Raw genomic sequence first — 18,855 nt, 5'->3', positions numbered from 1 at the left:
CTGAGCCAGTTAAAGATGTTGCCAAACTGGCAAGCTTTATCAATACTTTATATTTTCCCCCATTTATTTAATTTCTTTGCGATCTCGGCTGTTCTTTCTCCCCCTCTCCCTCTTTTTCGCTCACTCAAACTGAGGCACGGGCGCTGATTAATTTTCGTGTTCTTTCTCCCCATCTCCCCCTCTTCTAGAAGGAGATGGGTGTTAGTTGAGGCACAATTAACCAATCACAAAATTCACCAGCTTTCCAGGCACCACAATCACCTTTTTGATTTCCTTGCCTTCGATATGACGTTGCGCTACTTCAGATTCACGGGCATATTGCTCTAAAGCTTGCCGATCAGCGGCTGCCGGCACTTGAATGGTGCCTCTGGTTTTACCCATAATTTGAATCACCAAGGTAATTTCATCCACCACCAAGGCAGAAGCTTCTGCTTTTGGCCAACTTTGCTCATGGACTGAATCAGTATGACCAATTTCGTGCCACAATTCCTCAGCAATATGGGGCGCAAAGGGGGCTAAGAGACGAATCAGCGTTTCAATGCCTTCTGCATAAACCGGCGACGTTTTACAGCCGGCATCTGAGAGGGCATTGCTGAGTTTCATTAGTTCTGAAATGGCGGTATTAAATTGATAATCGCCTTCCAAATCTTCTGTCACCGCCTCTATTGCCGTGTGAATTGCCCGCCGCAAGTCTTTCTCAACTTTGCTCAGATCCCCGCCTTTATAAGGTTTTGGAGGAGTGCTGCCGGCAAACTCGGTGACTAAGCGCCAAACGCGATTCAGGAAGCGGGATTGACCCTCTACATCTGCGTCATCCCACTCTAAATCTTTTTCCGGCGGGGCTTTGAAGAGGATAAACATCCGTGCCGTATCTGCCCCATATTTGGCCATGACTTCCAGGGGATCGACGCCGTTGTACTTTGACTTGGACATCTTTTCATAAAAGACTTCCAGCGGTTCCCCCGTTTCTGGATCTTTGGGCGCACCGGCATTGACGTTTGTCGAGGGAATGTATTTGCCGGTTGTGGGGTTTTTGTAAGTCAAGCCCTGAACCATGCCTTGGGTAAGGAGGCGCTGGAAGGGTTCGTCAAAGTTGAGCCAGCCACAATCGCGCAACACCTTGACAAAAAACCGGGAATATAGTAAATGCAAGATTGCGTGTTCGATGCCGCCGACATACTGATCCACCGGCATCCAATCATTCACTTTTGCTGGATCGAAGGCTTGGGCGGAGTTTTGGGCGTCTGGGTAGCGCAAGAAATACCACGAGGAATCGATGAAGGTATCCATCGTGTCGGTTTCCCGCTTTGCCGGCGTCCCACAAGTCGGACAGGCCACATTCACCCAGTTTTCTAACTGAGTCAGGGGAGAACCGCCGCGCCCGCTAAATTCGACATCTTCTGGCAACTGCACCGGCAAGTCTTCGTCTGGCACCGGCACGATCCCGCAGTTGGGGCAGTGAATCACCGGAATCGGTGCGCCCCAGTACCGCTGGCGTGAAATTAACCAATCTCTGAGTCGGTATTGTATGCGGGCTTTCCCGAATCCTTTTTCTTGGGCATACTGGACGATTGCCGATTTAGCTTCCGTTGAATCCATCCCGTTAAATAAGTCGGACTCAATCACCACTCCGGGTTCGGTGTAAGCTTGTTTCGGGGCGGCTTTCGGGTCTGCCGCATCTGCCGGCACAATCACTACTTTTATGGGGAGATTTTGTTGCGTGGCAAATTGGAAATCCCGCACATCGTGGGCCGGCACTCCCATGACTGCGCCGGTGCCATATTCATACAGCACATAATCGGCAATCCAGATGGGAATTTCTGCGCCGGTGAAGGGATTGATTGCTTTGCCGCCGGTGGGAATCCCGCGTTTCGGCTTATCCTCGGCGGTGCGATCCAATTCACTTTGAGCGGATACTTCTTTAATAAAGGCGTCTACGGCTTCCTGCCGGTCTGGGGTGGTGACGCGGGGTGTGAGAGGATGTTCGGGTGCCAAAACCACGTAAGTTACACCATAAACGGTATCTGGGCGCGTGGTAAAGACTGCGATTTTCTCATCGAATCCGATAATCGGGAATTCTAAATAAGCGCCGGTGGATTTGCCAATCCAGTTAGCCTGCATCAACTTCACCCGTTCAGGCCAGCCGGTTAATTTATCGAGATCGTTGAGCAATTGTTCGGCGTAGTCGGTAATTTTGAGGAACCACTGCCGCAACAATTTGCGCTCTACTTTAGCACCGGAACGCCAGGAACGGCCCTCGTTATCAACTTGCTCGTTTGCTAGCACAGTTTGATCGATGGGGTCCCAGTTAACGGCGGCTTCTTTTTGATAAGCAAGGCCGGCTTTTAAGAATTGCAAGAAAATCCACTGCGTCCACTTGTAATAATCGGGCGAACAGGTGGCAATTTCTCGACTCCAATCGAAGGAGATGCCGAGTTTTTGCAATTGCCCTTTCATTTGGGCAATATTTTGATACGTCCACTTTGCTGGGGGAATGCCGCGTTCGATCGCCGCATTTTCTGCCGGCAGTCCAAAGGCATCCCAACCCATTGGACTGAGAACCCGATACCCTTGCATCCGTTTCAGTCGGGCAATCACATCGGTAATGGTGTAGACACGGACGTGTCCCATGTGCAGACTGCCTGAAGGGTAGGGAAACATAGACAGGGCATAGAATTTCGGTTTCTCTGTCTCTGCCGGTGTTTCAGCTAAGCCTCGCTCAGTCCAAGTCTGTTGCCACTTCTGTTCTATAGATCCGGGGTTGTAACGGGACTCCACGAACGGAACTCCTCGATGATTAATACTGTTTATCCGCCTTGATATTTTTACATACTCTCGCTCCGGTGCGACTATTCTGATTTAGGGAGATAGGGTGGTGCCGGTGTGCGTCCCCCCATCGGCTATTGCCGTGCTTTTAAATTTGGATGTGTAGCAACTTGATGGATTTTTTTGCCAGCCGGTTTGGTTTTTTTTAGGCAAAATTGTTAATAGCCTGACATCTTGAATCAGTCCAAAAGTATTATTTTGTAACTTCAGCCAATTGCAGTTCAACAGCCTTCTCTACCTATTAAAGCCTGTGTTCCTCAAATAGATTTGCTTAGAACCCTTGGGAATATCAATCCAGCCGAGGTCTTGTAAGCGGTTTGTAAAATTAGATATCGTTACACCTAAATCCTTTCGTAAAGCATAAAGGTGAGACCACTTGGTTAAATCATACTTTTTTCGAGCTTCTTCTAACTTATACCGAGGCATCAACAGACAACTAGCAAAATACTGAGCTTGCCACTCGACCCAATCAGCTTGAGTTTTAGGACTACTAAGAGCCATACGCTCACCAACATCACGACACAAAAATGGTTGTTCTGTTGTCACACAATCTAGAGGTAGCTCTAGTTGTTCTACAATACCATCAGCTTCTTCTTCGTTAATATGTAGTACCCAATGCCCAACTTCATGAGCAATTGTGGACTCTACAAAACCTGGGTCTTGCTGGAGCTTCGGTATATCTTCATTAATTTCTATCAAACGTTGTGTTGGATAAATTCTAGCCGCTACAGGTCTGCCATTTTGGTTAGGAATTTTATCCCAAACCATTCCCAGCTTCAGAAAATCAACTGCACGCTCAGCTACCCCAGGCCAGTTTGGGAAATTTGGTGTTCCCTGCATACGCATGAGAAGATCATTAGCTAAATCCTCTATCTTTTCTTTGGACAAGAACTGAAAAGTCTTAATTACACTCAACTTGATTCCTCCTCACTTTCTGCTTGTGTAGCTTCCCGAATAAATTTTTGAGCAAGTTCAGGATTGTCCCGCATTTGACGGAATAAAACAGGGATCTGTTTTGGGTAGGTTTTGACAAGCTCCTGAACAACTTTGACATCTTCTGGTGCGATCCGACCCGCTAGGTCATGTAACTCCTTCGCATCTAAATCTAGGTGATGTGCTAATGACTGAATAACCTCCTCTTTAGGCGGATACTCTGCGCGATCATTCTCTAGTTTGGACAGGTAAGTATAATCCACCTTTACCAACGCCGCCAAATCGCGCTGGCTGAATCCCTTATTCTGTCGAGCTTCACGGATACGCTTACCAAAACTTTTACTCACAGCTTTTTTCCTACTTACCTATTAATCGTAATGGGGGTTGACGTAATTCGTCAACCTTAGTTAGTATCAAAATAGGGTTGACGAATTACAACAACTCAACAAGGGCACTATATATGGTGTATGCAAGACAACTAGCTGGAAATGAAGCACTGTCTGCGGAACAGCCAACATTGAAGGCATCCCAGCAACAGTCGCCAATCGAGAGAGTCACACAGACAGGACAGGCAGTTGAGATGTCAGTTCATCGGTGCAGTCCGTTCGTTGCCCAAAACCTAGAGCGGGTCTTTCCCGACTGGGTTTTACCCGTAACGACTTGCCGAGTGATTGTAGTTCTCCAACAATCCCGCTACCCCTTGGCGGAAACGGCACCCCATATCGAGAGGGAGAAAGACCGTTTGCGGGAAAGGTTCATCAGCTTTGGTTCAGATGTAGTACGCCATTTGCGAGCTCGCGGTTTCCTAACAGACCTAATCGATCCTCGTACTGGTTATCCCCTACTCTCACGTCCCGGAGAAATCGCCCACGACGACACTGCCGCCGTCAAAGCTTTGTTAGGGTTCCCAGTCATTCACAATCGCTGCTCTGTGTTAGAGCATCCCAGTTGGGGCAGTGGCATTTATCCGAGTATTCTGATAACTTCTGCTTCTTCGCGAGCGATTATGTCTGTTTTAAAAAGAGTGGCCCTCCAGCATGATTGGATTGTTCCACAACCAAAAGCAGAATTAAAACTATCACTACTAGAAATTTGAACATGAAGAAAATTTGGCAGTATGCCAGCTACAATCTGTTGTCTTTATTCTCCCCAGCAGTAGGCCAAGAACACTGGCACTGTGATATGAAACGGGGATTTACTAAAGCTCGAAAAAAAGAACTCCCAGTTAAAACTCTTTTGGAGCAAGATACCCCCTGGCAGAAAATTGGGCTACTAGCACAAAAAGGAGTTTATGAATTTCATCGAGACACACAGCTCTTAGACTCATCAGACGGAATAGAGCGAGTAGCAGAGATTATTCAATTGAATCAGGAATCAATTGAAGTCCAAAAACGAGTTACCCATAGCCTAGAAAACTACCATAAAACCCCAATTCTATTTGGAAAAAATCTTATCAAGCTGAGTCGGGGTGATGAAGGGTTTCCAGAGCCAATTCTCCTTCACCAAGGCAACTACTCATTTAATTTTTTTGCTGCGATTGATTGCATTTTTCTAGAGCCTGATGGCAAGCTGCACATTTTAGATTTGAAGACAGGTAAATCGGAATTTGACCGCCGGCAAGGATTTATTTACCTGTTAGCTGCTCGCTATCTCTATCCAAAGCAACCGGCTGTTGCTTCATTCTATAACTTGGAAACTGGCCATTGGTCTGACCCCATCACTGCAACCTCTGTCCAACTTGACGCTGTTCAGATGGAACTGGCACGAATTTCTCAACAGCATCAAGGGGATTTACGGCGTTATCGACAAAATCCAGCCGACTTTGAAACAATTTTTCCACCGAATCCCGGACTTCCATGCCAATACTGCCAGTTCAATTCAATTTGTCAATTTTCTACTTTTGAGGTTTCCGCATGACTGCTGATGTTCCTGTTTCCCAAGTTCCCACATTTTTAAGCGAAATTTTCCTGCTTACTATCCGACAAGCAAATTTAATGGGCTTTCGATTGAGTCCAGAAGTTGACCGGGAGGTAGGCAACCGCTTAAGCTTCCATTTTTGCCGGAAGTTTCCAGGCATAGTTGTTAGTTGGCATGATAAATCGTTTTGGGTATTAGGGAAACCAAATCAACAAATGCCCCCCTCAAATGCTTGGAAAGAAGCTTTAAAAAAGATCCAAGAGGAAGTGGAAGATTTCAGAACTTGCTACTGGTCATTCCAATGGGTACGTCAGCCGTCAGTAACTCCATATATTTTGGCTCAACTAGCTTTTCAAGTTCTAAAAACAGAACGACGCTTTTTACCTGTACCTGTTTTATCAGACAATGGAATTAATGTCAGCCGTGAAGTCGATTTTTGGCCAGAAACTATTGAATTAAAAGGAACATTAGAGCCTGCCATAGCTTTAACATTACACAGTCGCATTCTATCCAAAGAAAATTTAGCTGAATTTTATCAGAATCATCCCTATCGACACGAGCCTGATAAGCTTTTGATTGGTTTAAAAGTACAAGATATTGAATCAGGGAATATTGCTACTATCACCGAATTAGCGGGAACAGTAGGAGAACACCGACAAAGGTTAATAGAAAATGCAACGGGTTCAGTGAGTAAAGAAGAATTGAAAAATGCGCCAGACAACCAGCCCCTTGTAGCCGTACAATTTGGCAAAAATAAAAAAAAGTTTCACTATGCAATGGCTGCTCTCCGTCCTGCTGTCACGCCTGAAACAGCTAACAAGTTTGGAGTAGAATATGGCTCACTTCTCAAGGCGACTAAAATTCGTAATAGGGAACGACAGGAACTTTTATTTAATTACAAAAAAGTAGCTGAAAATACTTTAGCTTCTTATGGTATCCAGTTAGCATCTAAGTGTCTTAACAGCAATCAATATTCCGATTTATTCTGGCAACCAGAAGTTCCTCTCTCAGAAACTCTTCTTCTTTTTGGTAAAAATTTTAAGGAAGTTCAAAGTAAAATCCTTACGGGCCTTAAAAAAGGTGGTGTTTATCGCCGTCATGATGATTATCGCGATTCCTCAAGATTTGTTAGCATCGCTGCTTTGAAACTGTGCAATACGAAAGTCGCTCCATTTCTCAATGAAGTTCAGAAACGTCTGAAAGAGTATGGATTTGAAAGCCATATTATTGATAAAAAAGCCCTATCGAGCAATAATTTGAGCGGAGCTGAATTTAGAGTAGAAGTTGAGAAAGCTGTTAATGACTTAGTAAATATTACACCAGACATTGTTTTAACGTTTCTTCCAGAAGAAGATCGGAACACAGATCGGAGCGACGAGGGGAGTTTTTATCATCAAATTTATTCACTATTACTTAATCGTCGCATTGCCAGTCAAGTAATCTATGAAGACACTTTAAAAGATGTTGAGTCCAAGTACATCCTCAATCAAGTGGTTCCAGGAATTCTAGCAAAGTTGGGTAATCTACCTTTCGTTTTAGCAGAACCTTTAACCATTGCTGACTATTTTATTGGATTAGATATTTCCAGGTCTTCTAAAGAAAAGTTATCGGGAACTTTGAATGCTTGTGCCAGTATACGTCTTTACGGTCAACGAGGAGAGTTTCATCGCTACCGACTTGAAGGCGATTTAATTGAAGGAGAAGAAATCCCTCAGCGACTTCTAGAAAGGTTGCTTCCATCTGCCGATCTAGGAGGTAAAACTGTCTTAATTTATCGAGATGGGCGGTTTTGCGGTCAAGAAGTTGATAATTTCTTAGCAAGAGCTAAAGCAATCGATGCCAAATTTATCCTGGTAGAGTGCAGAAAATCTCATATCCCTCGACTGTATAACTTAAATCAAAAAGTTTTGGCGGCACCTACACTGGGCTTAGCGCTTCGCCTGTCCTCTCGCGAAGCGGTTCTGGTAACAACTCAGGTTCCTGAAAATGTGGGTTTGGCTTGTCCCCTGCGCTTGACAGTTCACGAGCAAGGACATCCGGCATCAATTAAGGATGTGGTAGATACTACTCTTAAACTCACTCTTTTACATCACGGAGCATTAAAAACTCCTCGATTGCCAATGCCACTTTATGGCTCAGATCGGATGGCTTATCTGCGCTTAAACGGGATTTATCCGAGTCTATTAGAGGGTGATCGCCAATTTTGGTTATAACACCCTGAGACTTTTTGAATTTGCATTCAACGGAACTCTAACCCTAGTTATAGAGATAGATATAGTTAGGGTTAGAACAGGAGGTTGCCCTATCTTAATTACTTCATCCCCTTTTCTCTCATCAGTTGGTGCCGGCCACAAACCGAAAGTTTATACTGGTGCAAAATGCCAGTAGCTCAACGCTTGGAATTGGTACAATTGAGAGCATCTGTTTAAAATTATTAGCAGGGTTTAGCCTCTGTGCTATCTCCTATCCAAATAACCGGCCAAATTAAAGAGCCGGCGCTTGAGGAGAGTAATTTTTTTGGTTGTCAGTAGGAGGATCGCCCTAACGCGTTTGCCACTGTGAAGATGAACCCTAAAAAAGTAAAAACTAAAAAGGCAAGTAATAATTTATTTGTCAATATTGCTTTGCTTATTCTATCATTTATTAATCAGGGCAACGTTTAATTTTATAGTTAATTAATACCCTTGCGTGAAGGCTTAGCAGCCAGAGCAAGAGGCATCTACAGGGTAATTTTCAGCAAACCAATTGTAGAGAGGAGTGTTAAACGATGGCTTTATTCTTAGGCGATGATACAGATGACACGTTAATCGGCAGTATTGGAAATGATCTTTTCATCGGTGATCAGGGCAATGACAGTTTAATAGGGGGATTTGGCAATGATATTGTTTTTGGCGAAGAGGGTAATGACACCTTAACCGGCGGCACCGGCAGTGATGTTTTACTCGGCGGCAGCGGCAATGACAGTTTAAACGGGGGCGACGGCAACGATACTCTTTATGGTGGCGAAGGAAATAATACCTTAACCGGCGGTGCCGGCGTTGATGTATTCGCACTCGGCTTTTCTCTTGATTTAGGGCAAGATATTATTACCGACTTTGAGTTTGGTGTAGACAAAATTGGCTTGCCGGCTGACATTGATCTGACTCAAGTAAGGACACAAATTCTTCCCGTCAGTTCAAATTCAGGCATCGTTTTAATTACCTTTTTGCAACAAACCAACAGTCGGCCTCTCGTTTTGGCACAGTTGAGTTATCAAGGCGATGCCCCAGACTTGTCTAATCTGAGCGATTTATTGGTGCCGGTGAACCCCATTAGCAGTGCCTTAGAATTTAGCGCCCCCACATTTGCGTTTAATGAAAATGGGGTGCCGGTGGCAGTGGTGACTGTGAATCGGGTTGGTAGCACTAGCGGAGAAGTCAGCGCAACGATTAACTTAAGCGATGGCACCGGCACAGCTTTTCAAGATTACATCAACACCCCTATCCAGGTAAATTTTGCTGAGGGAGAAACGACGCAAACCGTCTCCATTCCCATACTCGATGATACCGCCGTTGAAAATACAGAAACCATAAATCTCAGCTTGGTAAACCCCACCGGAGGGGCAACCATTGGGGCGCAAAATACTGCAACTGTCAACATCTTTGATGATGATGTTGCCTTGCAGTTTAGTGATGCCTCCTTTAGTGTTAATGAGGATGGCACACCTGTTGCCCAAGTCACGGTAACTCGCACCGGCATTCTGGATCGAGAAGTCGGTGCCACCCTGACGCTGACAAATGGCACTGCTACCGCCCCAGAAGATTATGACAATACGCCAATCCAGCTAAACTTTGCTTCAGGAGAAGCAAATAAAACCGTAACAATTCCCATTGTTAATGATGCCTTAGTGGAAGGATCAGAAACGATTAATTTAGCCTTGGAAAACCTCACAGGTGGTGCAACAATTGGAGCGCAAAGTACGGCAAATCTAACGATTTTAGACAATGATGTTGCTTTACAATTTAGCGCCCCCATTTTTAGGGTAAATGAAGACGGCACACCGATTCAAGAGATCGGAATCATTCGCACCGGCATCCTCGATACAGAAGTGACTGCTACCATTACTCTGACTGAGGGTACAGCAACGTCCCCAGAGGATTTCAATAATAGCCCTATAGAAGTCACCTTTGCTCCTGGGGAAACCCGTAAAACTTTAGCAGTTCCCATCGTTGATGATAACTTAGTCGAAGGTTCTGAGACGATTAATTTAACCTTAAGCAATCCCCAGCAAAACGCACTGATTGGCAATAATAATGTTGCCGTTCTCGAAATTGTTGATAATGACACCGCACCGCCGGCACCCTCACCCTCACCCTCACCGTCAGCACCAGGCACCTTAGAGTTTAGTGAAGCGAGTTTTTTAGTTAATGAAAATGGGACTCCGATAACAGCCGTCACAGTGACTCGCAGCGGCGGTAGCAGTGGGGAAGTTAACGCGACAATTTCATTAACAAATGGCACAGCAATTGCATCTCAAGATTACAGGGATAACCCAATAACTGTTAATTTTGCTGAAGGAGAACTGTCTAAAACGGTTAATATTCCGATCATTGATGACACGTTAATCGAAGTTCCAGAAACGGTTAATCTTTCCTTAGTTAATCCTACCGGCGGTGCTATCCTAGGAGCGCAGAATACCGCAACTCTCACGATTGCGCGAAGTGATGTGCCGGCATTATTAGATTTTGAGGCTGTAGAAAATTTAGAAAATGTGGGCAATACTTATGCAGTACAAGGGGTTTCTTTCTCTTCAAATGCTTTAGGAATTATTGATAACGATGCCTTAGATGCCTTGGGAAGAAATGATGAATTTGGCGGTAACTTTGGAACACCACCAAGTGGAATTACGGCTTTAACCTATGGTGAAGGCTCTGAAATTGTGATGGATGTCAACGGTGGGTTTGACAGCCAACTTTCGTTTTTCTACGCTTCACCTTTCCGGGATCACACTGTAATTATTTATTCGGGTGCCGGTGGCACCGGCAATATTTTGGCTTCTGTTCCTTTATCTCGAACCCCTGCCGGTGAATTACCCGATGCTTACAGCACATTTAATGAAGTAACAATTCCATTTTCAGGAACTGCCAGATCCGTAACCTTTGGCGATGTGGCTAACAAAATTGTGATTGATAGCATCGAACTCGGTTAAAAAACCGAGCAAATATCCCCTACGTTGTTCAGGGGTTGAAGTCGTTATCTTCTAACTCCTGAACGGGGGATAATTACATCTGTAGGGTCAACGCCGGGAAAAATACCCCGATTTTGAGGCGAAAGCGGTGATAAGCCTTCGTTGCCTGTAAATTCAGCGCCGGCAGCGCCACCTCCCAACGGATCGCTCATACCATTGAGTGAATCCATTAAGAAGGTATTTTTAAATCCTCGCTGATCAAAACCTCTTCTTTCTTCTTCAGAGAAAGTCGGTTTCAGTCGCCGGGGTGCCGGCTGAGTTGAGGGGTTCGCCGGCACCGCTTGAGTCAAGTGATTATTTGCCCGAAATTGCCGGCTTGCATCTAATTCGCCGGCATAAACCGCTAAACAAGGTAAAAAATAAAAAGCTAAGACAGGCAAAAAAAATCGCATAAAATCTAACTCCTAAAACCGAAAAGTTGTGCGAATCGTTCCGATAAAAATATCACTGTTATCTGAATCATGCTCTGGATTCGTGATCAGAAAAAAACCGGGACTGATGGAAACATTATCAGTAATTCGGAAGCGATAAAACGCTTCAAAATGCAGAGAAGTATCCTCATCTTCCCCCAAAATCAGACCGTTGCCATTCACTAACTTAGGTGGCTGACCGAATAAAAACGCTAGCAAATCTCCCTCTCTCCCAAACGGATCGGATAAGCCAACCGAAAACAGATAAGTGGAAGTCGTTGCAGACGCAGATGATTGATTGGAGTTTGTGAAAATTAATCCCCCCCAAGTCCCGAAAGTAATTCTAGGATTGACACGCCATTGTAGAGTACCACTGACTGCATGAATCTGAGCCGGCTCATCCATAAAGCCATTGGTATCGGCAATAAAGCTGCCGGTGAAGGTATCTAACCGGCCATCGCTATTGTAGGCATTTACATAAGCCAAGCCGGTGAGAACATTGGCAGCCGGCTTGAGTAACAACTGCACCCCCAAAGCACTGCGATCTGCTCCAAATACGCCCCCACCAGGGTCAGAACGATTGCTATCTCCCGTACCGTAGGCAACTTGCAAACGCACAGGATCAGCCACTAACCAATCAAACCCAACACCGGCATCTAAATTGCCAATTTTAAACACCGGACTGGCTTCAGTAAACCGTGAAATCGCGCCTCTGCCGGCATCAAAATAAGGCGAGTTAGCGGTTAAAACACTGCTTAAACTAAATCCCACCGGCCTGATCGTAAAAACAACTCGATCATTGAGTGCAGCAAACCGATATTCCAGCTTATCTAATTTAATTTGATTATCTAAATCAGCTTGGTAAGATAGCAATGTCATATCGCTATTAAAAATCTCAGGGTTCGCAAATCCCCGATCATCAAAATTCCCCGTTGCTAATTCCAGCCGTAGCCGATCTTTGCCGGTGAAAGATGTGACAATGCCTAAGCGCGTTAAATGAGTGAGTACCGTGTCGCCGTCTCCTTTGCCTGGAGGATCGCCGCCGGCAGCACTGGATAGGGCAAAAATCACTTCGCCGCCAAAAACTGCTGTGGGAGAAAATTGCTGCACTTCTAATTGCGCTGCTCGATTTTCCAACACATCAACCCGACCCCGCAAGCCGGCTAATTCAGCAGCAAATTCTGCTTGCAGTTTTTGTAAAACTGCCACATCTTCCTGGGTAACATAGTCTTCCCTAGATTCGGCTGCAATCAATTCATTGATACGCTCTAAGCAGGCGTTTAAACCGGCAGCAAATTCATATCGGGTTATGGCTCGATTGCCCCGATAAACTTGATCGGGATAGCCGGCAATACAACCATAACGCTCGATTAAGTTTTGTAACGCCCCAAATGCCCAGTCACTCGGCTGCACATCCAGCAATTGCGATACGGAAGTTACCTGATCCATCGCGCTGTCAGGGGAAACGATTTCAGACGGCTCAGTTTCAATCTGACTAAGCCGTTTATCTAGTGGCGTTTCCGCACTTGCTTGGCTACCTGGATTGCGACTCAGCAGCCGAGTGGATGCCGGTTTACTCTTATGGGTTGATGGCAATAACCCAAATTTCGGGTTATCTGAGAGGATGTTCGGCTGTAAAGACTGTGTCGGCATTTCTCCCCCAAAGCTGCCCTCAACAGTTTTTAGTCCTTCAGATGAACCTGTCGTTGCAGACAACTGGGGGGTTGCTGCTGCCGGTGCTGCGAACAGTAATACTGCCAAACCGGGAAAGATGTACTTCATGCTGACGATCGCTCCTCACACCTAGATACCAGAAACACAGGTTAATGTTTCGCTCCTCTAAGGCACACTACCTGATTCACTGACAAATCTAGGAGATTTTTTATCACCGAAGTTCTGGTAATCCTCTAAATTTAGTCGCAGGTGTCACCTAGCAATAGACTGCCACATCCCCCAGAAGGTTCATCCCTCAGCAGCGATCGCACATCAAACGTGAATGCTTCGTAAATGTTTTCAATCACATCCGCTTTTTCCCGATTTCCCCTCCCAGTTTCTAGTAATTTCGGATCAACCGGCGGTTGCTTCAAGGCGAGCTGTAGTCCCGCCACTTCCGCTTGCTTGACAAAATGTATCGTCTGCATCCCACAACTGTTGTTGGCACTCAACCTTGGATCGATACAGTAGATGTTGTCCTGTGCTCTTCCCCGTCCGTGAATGCCGATTAACTCACCTTGTGCGTTAAACACAGGGCCGCCGCTCATGCCTCGGCGCGTTTGGTTATTATAAAGCAAGCTATAGCCACCATCCGGCGAGGGTGGAGCGACAATTTCACTTAAGTTGCCGGCGGAAAACTCTCGCACCCGGCGAGCGCTCTCATCTTCAGGATTTGGCCAACCGGAGATAAACACCGGCTCTCCTTCCGCTAACTGGTTGGATTTTCCAACTACGGCAACGGGATACTTGATATCGCTCTCAAATTTAATAATTGCCAGATCGAATCCTTTAATGGTTTCGCCTAACTGTTCGTCCTCGGTGCCGAAGGGGAGAATATTCTCGTGAGTTTTGACATCATCAACAAAGTGAACTTCCCCGTCACTGGTTCGCACCCCGTAAACCACATCTCGCGTCCGCACAACATGAAGCGCTGTTAAAACATAATAAGTCTTATCGCTGCGGGCCACGATCACCCCTGAGCCAGGGTTCCATTCCTGTCTGGCTTCAATATCTCCCTTTTGTAGACCTTGGGCGATCACGACCGTGGTTTGGGAGGCAACGGCATTGACCTGTTCTTTTGTCAATCGTTGAGCTGCCATCAGTGGAACCGTGATTGCCACTGCGGCAGTTGCCCCAACCAGACAGGAGGATAACCGGCCAAAGAAAATCATTTTAATAATTATGTTGTACTGAAAATTTATAATTCTCTATATCAATGAAAGCTAGGAGTTGGAGATCTCCCAGCCGGCATCCCTTCAAATCTTGCCGATCTAAAAACGTCTGTAATGTCCTGTGCTTCCTGTTGAAGGCTCTCTGCCGGCATCTTCGCTAAAGTTGGCCATGAACTACCCGGCATCCGCTCGATGGCCAAGCGACTTTATTTAATTAGACGCGCTCAAAGGGCCAGTCAAAGTCACGCAATGAAAGCAATTAACTTGTTGTTAGCAATCAGTTATTTTCTTTGTTGCCGTGACAGAGAACAAATGACCCATAAACCCTAGCGCTGATCTTCGCAACAATGAAGAGTTTGGCGACTTAAAAAAGTTGGTTAACCAACTTGCTCAAATCTACATAATTTTGACCGCCAGACTGCTGAATTGGGGTGCCGGTGCCACTCGCGCTGAATAATTTTTCTAAGACGGTATTGGGATTGTTTTCTCGCTTGAGGGTAAACAGCACGTTATTGCCATTGCAACCGGCTCTTGTGTTGTTTACCGAGCAGATAACGGGCAAACCGTTGACTCTTCCTGCCGTCAGATACAAGCCGTTCAGAGTGCCACTATTTTGAGCGATGGCGCTGTTTAGCCGGCTCGTCACCTCGGCGCAGCGCTTTGCTGGCGGGAACCCTGCCTCGCTAAACTCTTCGGTTGTCCAAACGATCATGGGATCTGAGACGGTGCCATTTTTTCTAACAGCTACTGTCACATAATAGTCATCTTGCCGGCATTCAAACGCTTGTAAGTTGGTTGACTGAGCAGAAGCCGGCTGAACGCTTAGCAGGGGAACTTGAGCGGCAACGAAGCCGGCGAATGCTAAACGAAAAACTGATTTGATACTCATGATGCTAAATCTCCGTAATAAAAAAACAGAATTGCACTTAACAACCTAAAAATTATCCTAAGTTTCACAGCTCAACTGGGGAGCGACGATAGAAGCTCTGTTTAAGCATTCTGAAAACGCATCGGCAATTTTGGGGTTGAACTTTGCAGAGCGGATGCATGACCCGCGTAAGCCAAGTTTAACTGAATCAGACCGTAAAACTGCTTACAGTTAAAAGCTTTAAGCTTTTTTGATAAAAAGCCCAACTTTTGTTAATTTTGTATGAGTTTCAGGGCTGATCTCAGTTGCTGAGCGACCCAGATATTCTGCTAGACGGAAGATACAGGCGTCAAGTTTCACCGAGCGGTATTTTCCTGTCAAGCTAAGCTGACTTACGCTCTCGCGTCCCGGATGTGCTCTAATTTTACTGTAGGAGAGTTTTTTGAGTCTATTAAAGGTATTTGTTTACGGAACGCTCAAACCTGGGCAATGTAACTATCAACGCTACTGTGCCGGCAAGGTTGTAGCGGCACAACCGGCAACTGCGTTTGGCCGGCTATTCGCGCTGCCGGTGGGATACCCGGCGATGACTGCGGGAGGCGATCCTATCAGCGGTATGTTGCTTTCATTTAGTGATCCGGCGGTCTTGCATGACCTGGATCGGCTGGAAGATTATGATCCTCACCGGCTGCCGGCTCACAATGAATATAACCGATGCCAAATTGAGGTCTTTGACTTATCCGGTCAAAAGTTAGAGCTTGCTTGGGTTTACTTAATGACACCCGAACAGGTTGATCGCCGAGGAGGCGTGCCGGTGGCATCTGGCTGCTGGGTTGCCGGTGAATTCCCCGAAAACAAATATGAGAAAACGGATTTTTAAGCTCATTGCAAATCCGCACTCTCACATCTAAAGTAGATTAAGTGTTTTTACTCGACAATTAATGCGCGAGTGATCACCGATTTTTCTGGAGTAGCCACTGGCGCTTTGGGAATTTCTACAACCGGGTTGTTGAGAGCAATCATCAAGCTGTCGTCAGATACACTGGTTTGAGGGGATTGCGCGAGTTGGGGTGCAAAAGACTGCTGAGAGGGGATCATTCCTGACACGGCAGCGATAAACATAGCCGCCAGTGCTGCCCCGCCCCACAGGATAGCTCGCTTTGGCCGGCGATCAATACGGGCAAAAACCTGCTCAACCGTTTCTTCAACACTTTGCTGGGCTGCCGGCACCGGCATCTTATGCAATCCTTGGCGCAGACCTAATAGCCGGCTGTACAACTGCTGTACCCTCGGATCATTGGCCAGCCATTCTTCAACTTGCCGGCGTTCTGCGGCTGTCACCTCGCCATCAAGGTAAGCACTCAGTAATTCAAAACGGTCTCGTTTTAGCGTATTCACGGCACCCATCAACTCAGCGTGATTAGCAAGTTTCCCATCCAGCGACTCCCCTTGGGGTTGCTTTTTAGAATCATCATGGAACTCAAAGTTAGGGGTCATTTTAACACCACCACCAACTCAAATTGGGGCAAAAACCCGGAGCAACGAACACAAGTTAATTTACTACCGATCATAGTGAAGCCGTTAGCTATCTGGGGTCATCTATCAAAGGAACGATTAAACTAGGCGCTTAAGACCTAACCTTCCTACTTACCGTCCAGATAGTTTTGTAATTGTAATTGCAGGCGCTGACGCGCTCTAGCGATTCGTGACTTTACGGTTCCCAAGGATACGCCTGTAATCTCGGCGATTTCCTCGTAAGCCATTCCTTCAATCTCTCTGAGAACTATTGTAGTACGAAAAACTTCTGGCAAGTCAGCAATTGCTTCTCGCAGCTGATCGTAAAATTCTCTAGTTGTGAGATTTTCTTCGGGTCCGGGGCTGTCGGCTGCAATTTCCCAATCCATCTCGCCGTCCTCTAGCAGCCGGGGGGCATCTAAAGAGAGTGGATCGCGCACCCGTTTGCGCTTGCGTAATTCGTCGTAAAACAAGTTTGTCGCAATGCGACTTAACCATCCCCGGAACTTAACCGGATCGTTTAAGCGCTTCACATTACGATATACCCGAATCCAGACTTCTTGAGCCAAATCTGCCCGATCTTGCCAATCTGGAGCCAAGTGGTATAGAACTCTTTCGACATGAGACTGATGACGGCGCAGCAGTTCAGCAAACGCAGCTCTGTCAGGGTGTAGTCCATCCTGACACCGCAGCACTAAGTCGTAGTTAGAAAGTTTCTCAGGTGGAACTGGCACTTGAAGAACCGTTGGCTCACCCGTTGACCAAGATAAAGGAATAGAGTGACTCATGAGCAGTATTGGCTCTGTAACATTCCAGCTTTAGTGACGGTGCCATATCTAAGAAGTTCCTGCGAAAGTTACAAATACATTTAAACACGAGCGGGAAGTGCGTTTGCGTAGGTTCTCCCCAACCCAGTGTATCGACTGATTTTAGCAGCTGCCGGCGCTTTCTGCCTCACCGGCTCTAATACTCACCCAACTGCTCGAATCATCTGCCCAAAGTTCTTTTTTCCAAATCGGTGAAAAATAACGTGCTAAAGCAAACTACCCCGCTAAGCTGCTTGACTGACACCAGGAGCGGTTTCGGTGGTAGGCTTCTAAACGACAACTCGATGGCTCCTTGAGCCACGAATTCACCGTCCTCAGCCGTTTTCCAGCTTCTTATCCCTCTTTTGTTATTTTGGGGAAAGTAAAAGTTAGGCAGCAACGGAATAGGTAGCCCAGAAAGGTGTAAAACAGGGGGGGAAAGTGTCCAAAATTTGCAGCAATTCGCCGAACGAGCGTCGAAATCCAGGAATCTCAAAGACCTCTAACCAAGGAGAGATTAAACAGTAAAAAAGTCAGGGCTGGATAATTAATCTGATATTGTTGAGTGCACTGTTCCAAGTTGTTCCATCTTCCCACCAAGGATGTTGTTGAAATTTGGCAATCAACCGAGATGGAGCGGTTAACTGAGTCGATTGACCTGAGAGAGGTTCATCCGCCAAAGTTTGAAAATTCTGGGCCTGTAGACTGACCAGGAGGTAAGCACTAAAAACCAGTTCCCACCAGCGTTGGATACTGGCAAAATCTGTCAAGCGATAATCGGCCCATCCTAACTCGTTCTTGACTTGTTTAAAGCCGTATTTAATCCAATTTCTTAAGCTATAAAGTTGGGCCACTTGGAGATCAATCTGACCCTCAAGATTTGTCATAATATACCAACTCCTGTCCCCATTTGGGTCAGGAGTATCCCCTTTGGTAATTTGGTAGTAGCGAACTTTACGGCGTTTACCGAAAATAATTTCTCGCACAAATCTTGGTTGCGGTTGACGGTGAGACAGTTGCTGTTGGTAAGCTTTCCATCGGTTATACCGCACTCGTTCTCCAGGAGTAACTAATACGCTATGATTACTGCGAATCGCCAAAATGAAGCCAAGATTGAGAGCTTATAAGGTGTCGATGACACTGCTACTTTCTCCATATAAACTATCAGCCAAAACTAATTTAAATTGAAATCCCCATGCTTTGAGTTCAGAGATGATTTCTCTGGCTAACTGGGGTTTGGTTTTGTCGGTATCCCCTGGCTTCAGACATCCTTTGGGTTTAAAAATCTTAACCTGTTTCTGTCTTGCCTAAATTGCCAATGTACTGTTTAGCTACATAGTCTGTTGCTCGGCCTTTTTTCTCATCGCCGGTTTCATCAATACATAAGATAATTTCTCTCTCTCCTATTAATTGAAGAATTAACTGTAACCTCCGCTGTGTGAAAGCTTGACTTGACGGGGTCGAATCC

Annotated in this window: 15 protein-coding genes; 5 read left to right on the top strand and 10 right to left on the bottom strand. The window is 45.8% G+C overall.

Annotation, left to right across the window (positions count from 1 at the left end):
* Positions 1-216: 216 nt before the first annotated feature.
* The 3 genes from leuS to H6F73_RS19310 form a co-directional block, all read right to left on the bottom strand.
* Positions 217-2,778, bottom strand: a complete 2,562-nt coding sequence (gene leuS / locus H6F73_RS19320; protein ID WP_190760390.1) for a leucine--tRNA ligase — start codon at positions 2,776-2,778, stop codon at positions 217-219.
* A gap of 282 nt (positions 2,779-3,060) precedes the next feature.
* Entirely contained in the window at positions 3,061-3,741 is a 681-nt protein-coding gene (locus H6F73_RS19315) for an ImmA/IrrE family metallo-endopeptidase (RefSeq protein ID WP_190760389.1), read from the bottom strand.
* Positions 3,738-4,106 carry a helix-turn-helix domain-containing protein gene (locus H6F73_RS19310; RefSeq protein WP_190760388.1) on the bottom strand — a complete coding sequence of 123 codons (369 nt, stop codon included), beginning with the start codon at positions 4,104-4,106 and terminating at the stop codon, positions 3,738-3,740. Before H6F73_RS19310 ends, H6F73_RS19315 begins: the two co-directional genes overlap by 4 nt.
* Positions 4,107-4,219: 113 nt before the next feature.
* Between H6F73_RS19310 and H6F73_RS19305 the strand changes: the two genes are divergently transcribed.
* The 4 genes from H6F73_RS19305 to H6F73_RS19290 all read left to right on the top strand — a co-directional run bounded on the left by H6F73_RS19305 (position 4,220) and on the right by H6F73_RS19290 (position 10,864).
* On the top strand, positions 4,220-4,855 hold the full coding sequence (locus H6F73_RS19305; protein WP_190760387.1) for a methylmalonic aciduria and homocystinuria type D protein: 636 nt from the start codon (positions 4,220-4,222) through the stop codon (positions 4,853-4,855).
* A gap of 2 nt (positions 4,856-4,857) precedes the next feature.
* Entirely contained in the window at positions 4,858-5,676 is an 819-nt protein-coding gene (locus tag H6F73_RS19300; RefSeq protein ID WP_190760386.1) for a PD-(D/E)XK nuclease family protein, read from the top strand.
* Positions 5,673-7,889, top strand: a complete 2,217-nt coding sequence (locus H6F73_RS19295; protein ID WP_190760385.1) for a Piwi domain-containing protein — start codon at positions 5,673-5,675, stop codon at positions 7,887-7,889. Before H6F73_RS19300 ends, H6F73_RS19295 begins: the two co-directional genes overlap by 4 nt.
* A gap of 554 nt (positions 7,890-8,443) precedes the next feature.
* Positions 8,444-10,864, top strand: coding sequence for a Calx-beta domain-containing protein (locus H6F73_RS19290; RefSeq protein ID WP_190760384.1), 2,421 nt, complete (start codon positions 8,444-8,446; stop codon positions 10,862-10,864).
* Between the two features lie 44 nt (positions 10,865-10,908).
* Here the strand turns inward: H6F73_RS19290 and H6F73_RS19285 are convergent, their stop codons facing one another.
* The 4 genes from H6F73_RS19285 to H6F73_RS19270 form a co-directional block, all read right to left on the bottom strand.
* Positions 10,909-11,295, bottom strand: coding sequence for a hypothetical protein (locus H6F73_RS19285; RefSeq protein ID WP_190760383.1), 387 nt, complete (start codon positions 11,293-11,295; stop codon positions 10,909-10,911).
* A gap of 12 nt (positions 11,296-11,307) precedes the next feature.
* Complete coding sequence (locus tag H6F73_RS19280; protein ID WP_242072545.1) at positions 11,308-13,095, bottom strand: iron uptake porin; 1,788 nt, start codon at positions 13,093-13,095, stop codon at positions 11,308-11,310.
* Positions 13,096-13,226: 131 nt separating this feature from the next.
* A complete protein-coding gene (locus tag H6F73_RS19275; RefSeq protein ID WP_190760382.1) occupies positions 13,227-14,198 on the bottom strand; it encodes a serine protease in 972 nt (323 codons plus the stop codon).
* 364 nt (positions 14,199-14,562) lie between these two features.
* Entirely contained in the window at positions 14,563-15,087 is a 525-nt protein-coding gene (locus H6F73_RS19270; RefSeq protein WP_190760381.1) for a COP23 domain-containing protein, read from the bottom strand.
* A gap of 421 nt (positions 15,088-15,508) precedes the next feature.
* Here H6F73_RS19270 and H6F73_RS19265 point away from each other — a divergent pair, with 421 nt between their 5' ends.
* The gene (locus H6F73_RS19265; protein ID WP_190760380.1) at positions 15,509-15,946 is read left to right on the top strand and encodes a gamma-glutamylcyclotransferase; all 438 of its coding nucleotides are present in this window, start codon (positions 15,509-15,511) and stop codon (positions 15,944-15,946) included.
* 47 nt (positions 15,947-15,993) lie between these two features.
* On the opposite strand, the gene H6F73_RS19260 is transcribed toward H6F73_RS19265, so the two are convergent.
* From H6F73_RS19260 to H6F73_RS19250, 3 genes are all read right to left on the bottom strand, one after another.
* Positions 15,994-16,563 carry a zf-HC2 domain-containing protein gene (locus H6F73_RS19260; protein ID WP_190760379.1) on the bottom strand — a complete coding sequence of 190 codons (570 nt, stop codon included), beginning with the start codon at positions 16,561-16,563 and terminating at the stop codon, positions 15,994-15,996.
* Between the two features lie 146 nt (positions 16,564-16,709).
* On the bottom strand, positions 16,710-17,369 hold the full coding sequence (locus tag H6F73_RS19255; RefSeq protein ID WP_190674106.1) for a sigma-70 family RNA polymerase sigma factor: 660 nt from the start codon (positions 17,367-17,369) through the stop codon (positions 16,710-16,712).
* A gap of 551 nt (positions 17,370-17,920) precedes the next feature.
* Positions 17,921-18,439 carry a hypothetical protein gene (locus H6F73_RS19250; protein ID WP_190760378.1) on the bottom strand — a complete coding sequence of 173 codons (519 nt, stop codon included), beginning with the start codon at positions 18,437-18,439 and terminating at the stop codon, positions 17,921-17,923.
* Positions 18,440-18,855: the final 416 nt, after the last annotated feature.

Origin of the sequence: Microcoleus sp. FACHB-68, from assembly GCF_014695715.1 — a bacterium.
Classification (GTDB): domain Bacteria; phylum Cyanobacteriota; class Cyanobacteriia; order Cyanobacteriales; family Oscillatoriaceae; genus FACHB-68.
Note: the sequence above shows the minus strand (reverse complement) of the source record. Positions and strands in the feature narration are given on the sequence as shown.

Bases quoted from the DNA above. Each gene is read 5' to 3' on its own strand.
- H6F73_RS19285 (WP_190760383.1), bottom strand. From the start codon at position 11,295: ATGCGATTTTTTTTGCCTGTCTTAGCTTTTTATTTTTTACCTTGTTTA.
- H6F73_RS19300 (WP_190760386.1), top strand. From the start codon at position 4,858: ATGAAGAAAATTTGGCAGTATGCCAGCTACAATCTGTTGTCTTTATTC.
- H6F73_RS19260 (WP_190760379.1), bottom strand. From the start codon at position 16,563: ATGACCCCTAACTTTGAGTTCCATGATGATTCTAAAAAGCAACCCCAA.
- H6F73_RS19280 (WP_242072545.1), bottom strand. From the start codon at position 13,095: ATGAAGTACATCTTTCCCGGTTTGGCAGTATTACTGTTCGCAGCACCG.
- H6F73_RS19275 (WP_190760382.1), bottom strand. From the start codon at position 14,198: ATGATTTTCTTTGGCCGGTTATCCTCCTGTCTGGTTGGGGCAACTGCC.
- H6F73_RS19295 (WP_190760385.1), top strand. From the start codon at position 5,673: ATGACTGCTGATGTTCCTGTTTCCCAAGTTCCCACATTTTTAAGCGAA.
- H6F73_RS19255 (WP_190674106.1), bottom strand. From the start codon at position 17,369: ATGAGTCACTCTATTCCTTTATCTTGGTCAACGGGTGAGCCAACGGTT.
- H6F73_RS19270 (WP_190760381.1), bottom strand. From the start codon at position 15,087: ATGAGTATCAAATCAGTTTTTCGTTTAGCATTCGCCGGCTTCGTTGCC.
- H6F73_RS19305 (WP_190760387.1), top strand. From the start codon at position 4,220: ATGGTGTATGCAAGACAACTAGCTGGAAATGAAGCACTGTCTGCGGAA.
- H6F73_RS19290 (WP_190760384.1), top strand. From the start codon at position 8,444: ATGGCTTTATTCTTAGGCGATGATACAGATGACACGTTAATCGGCAGT.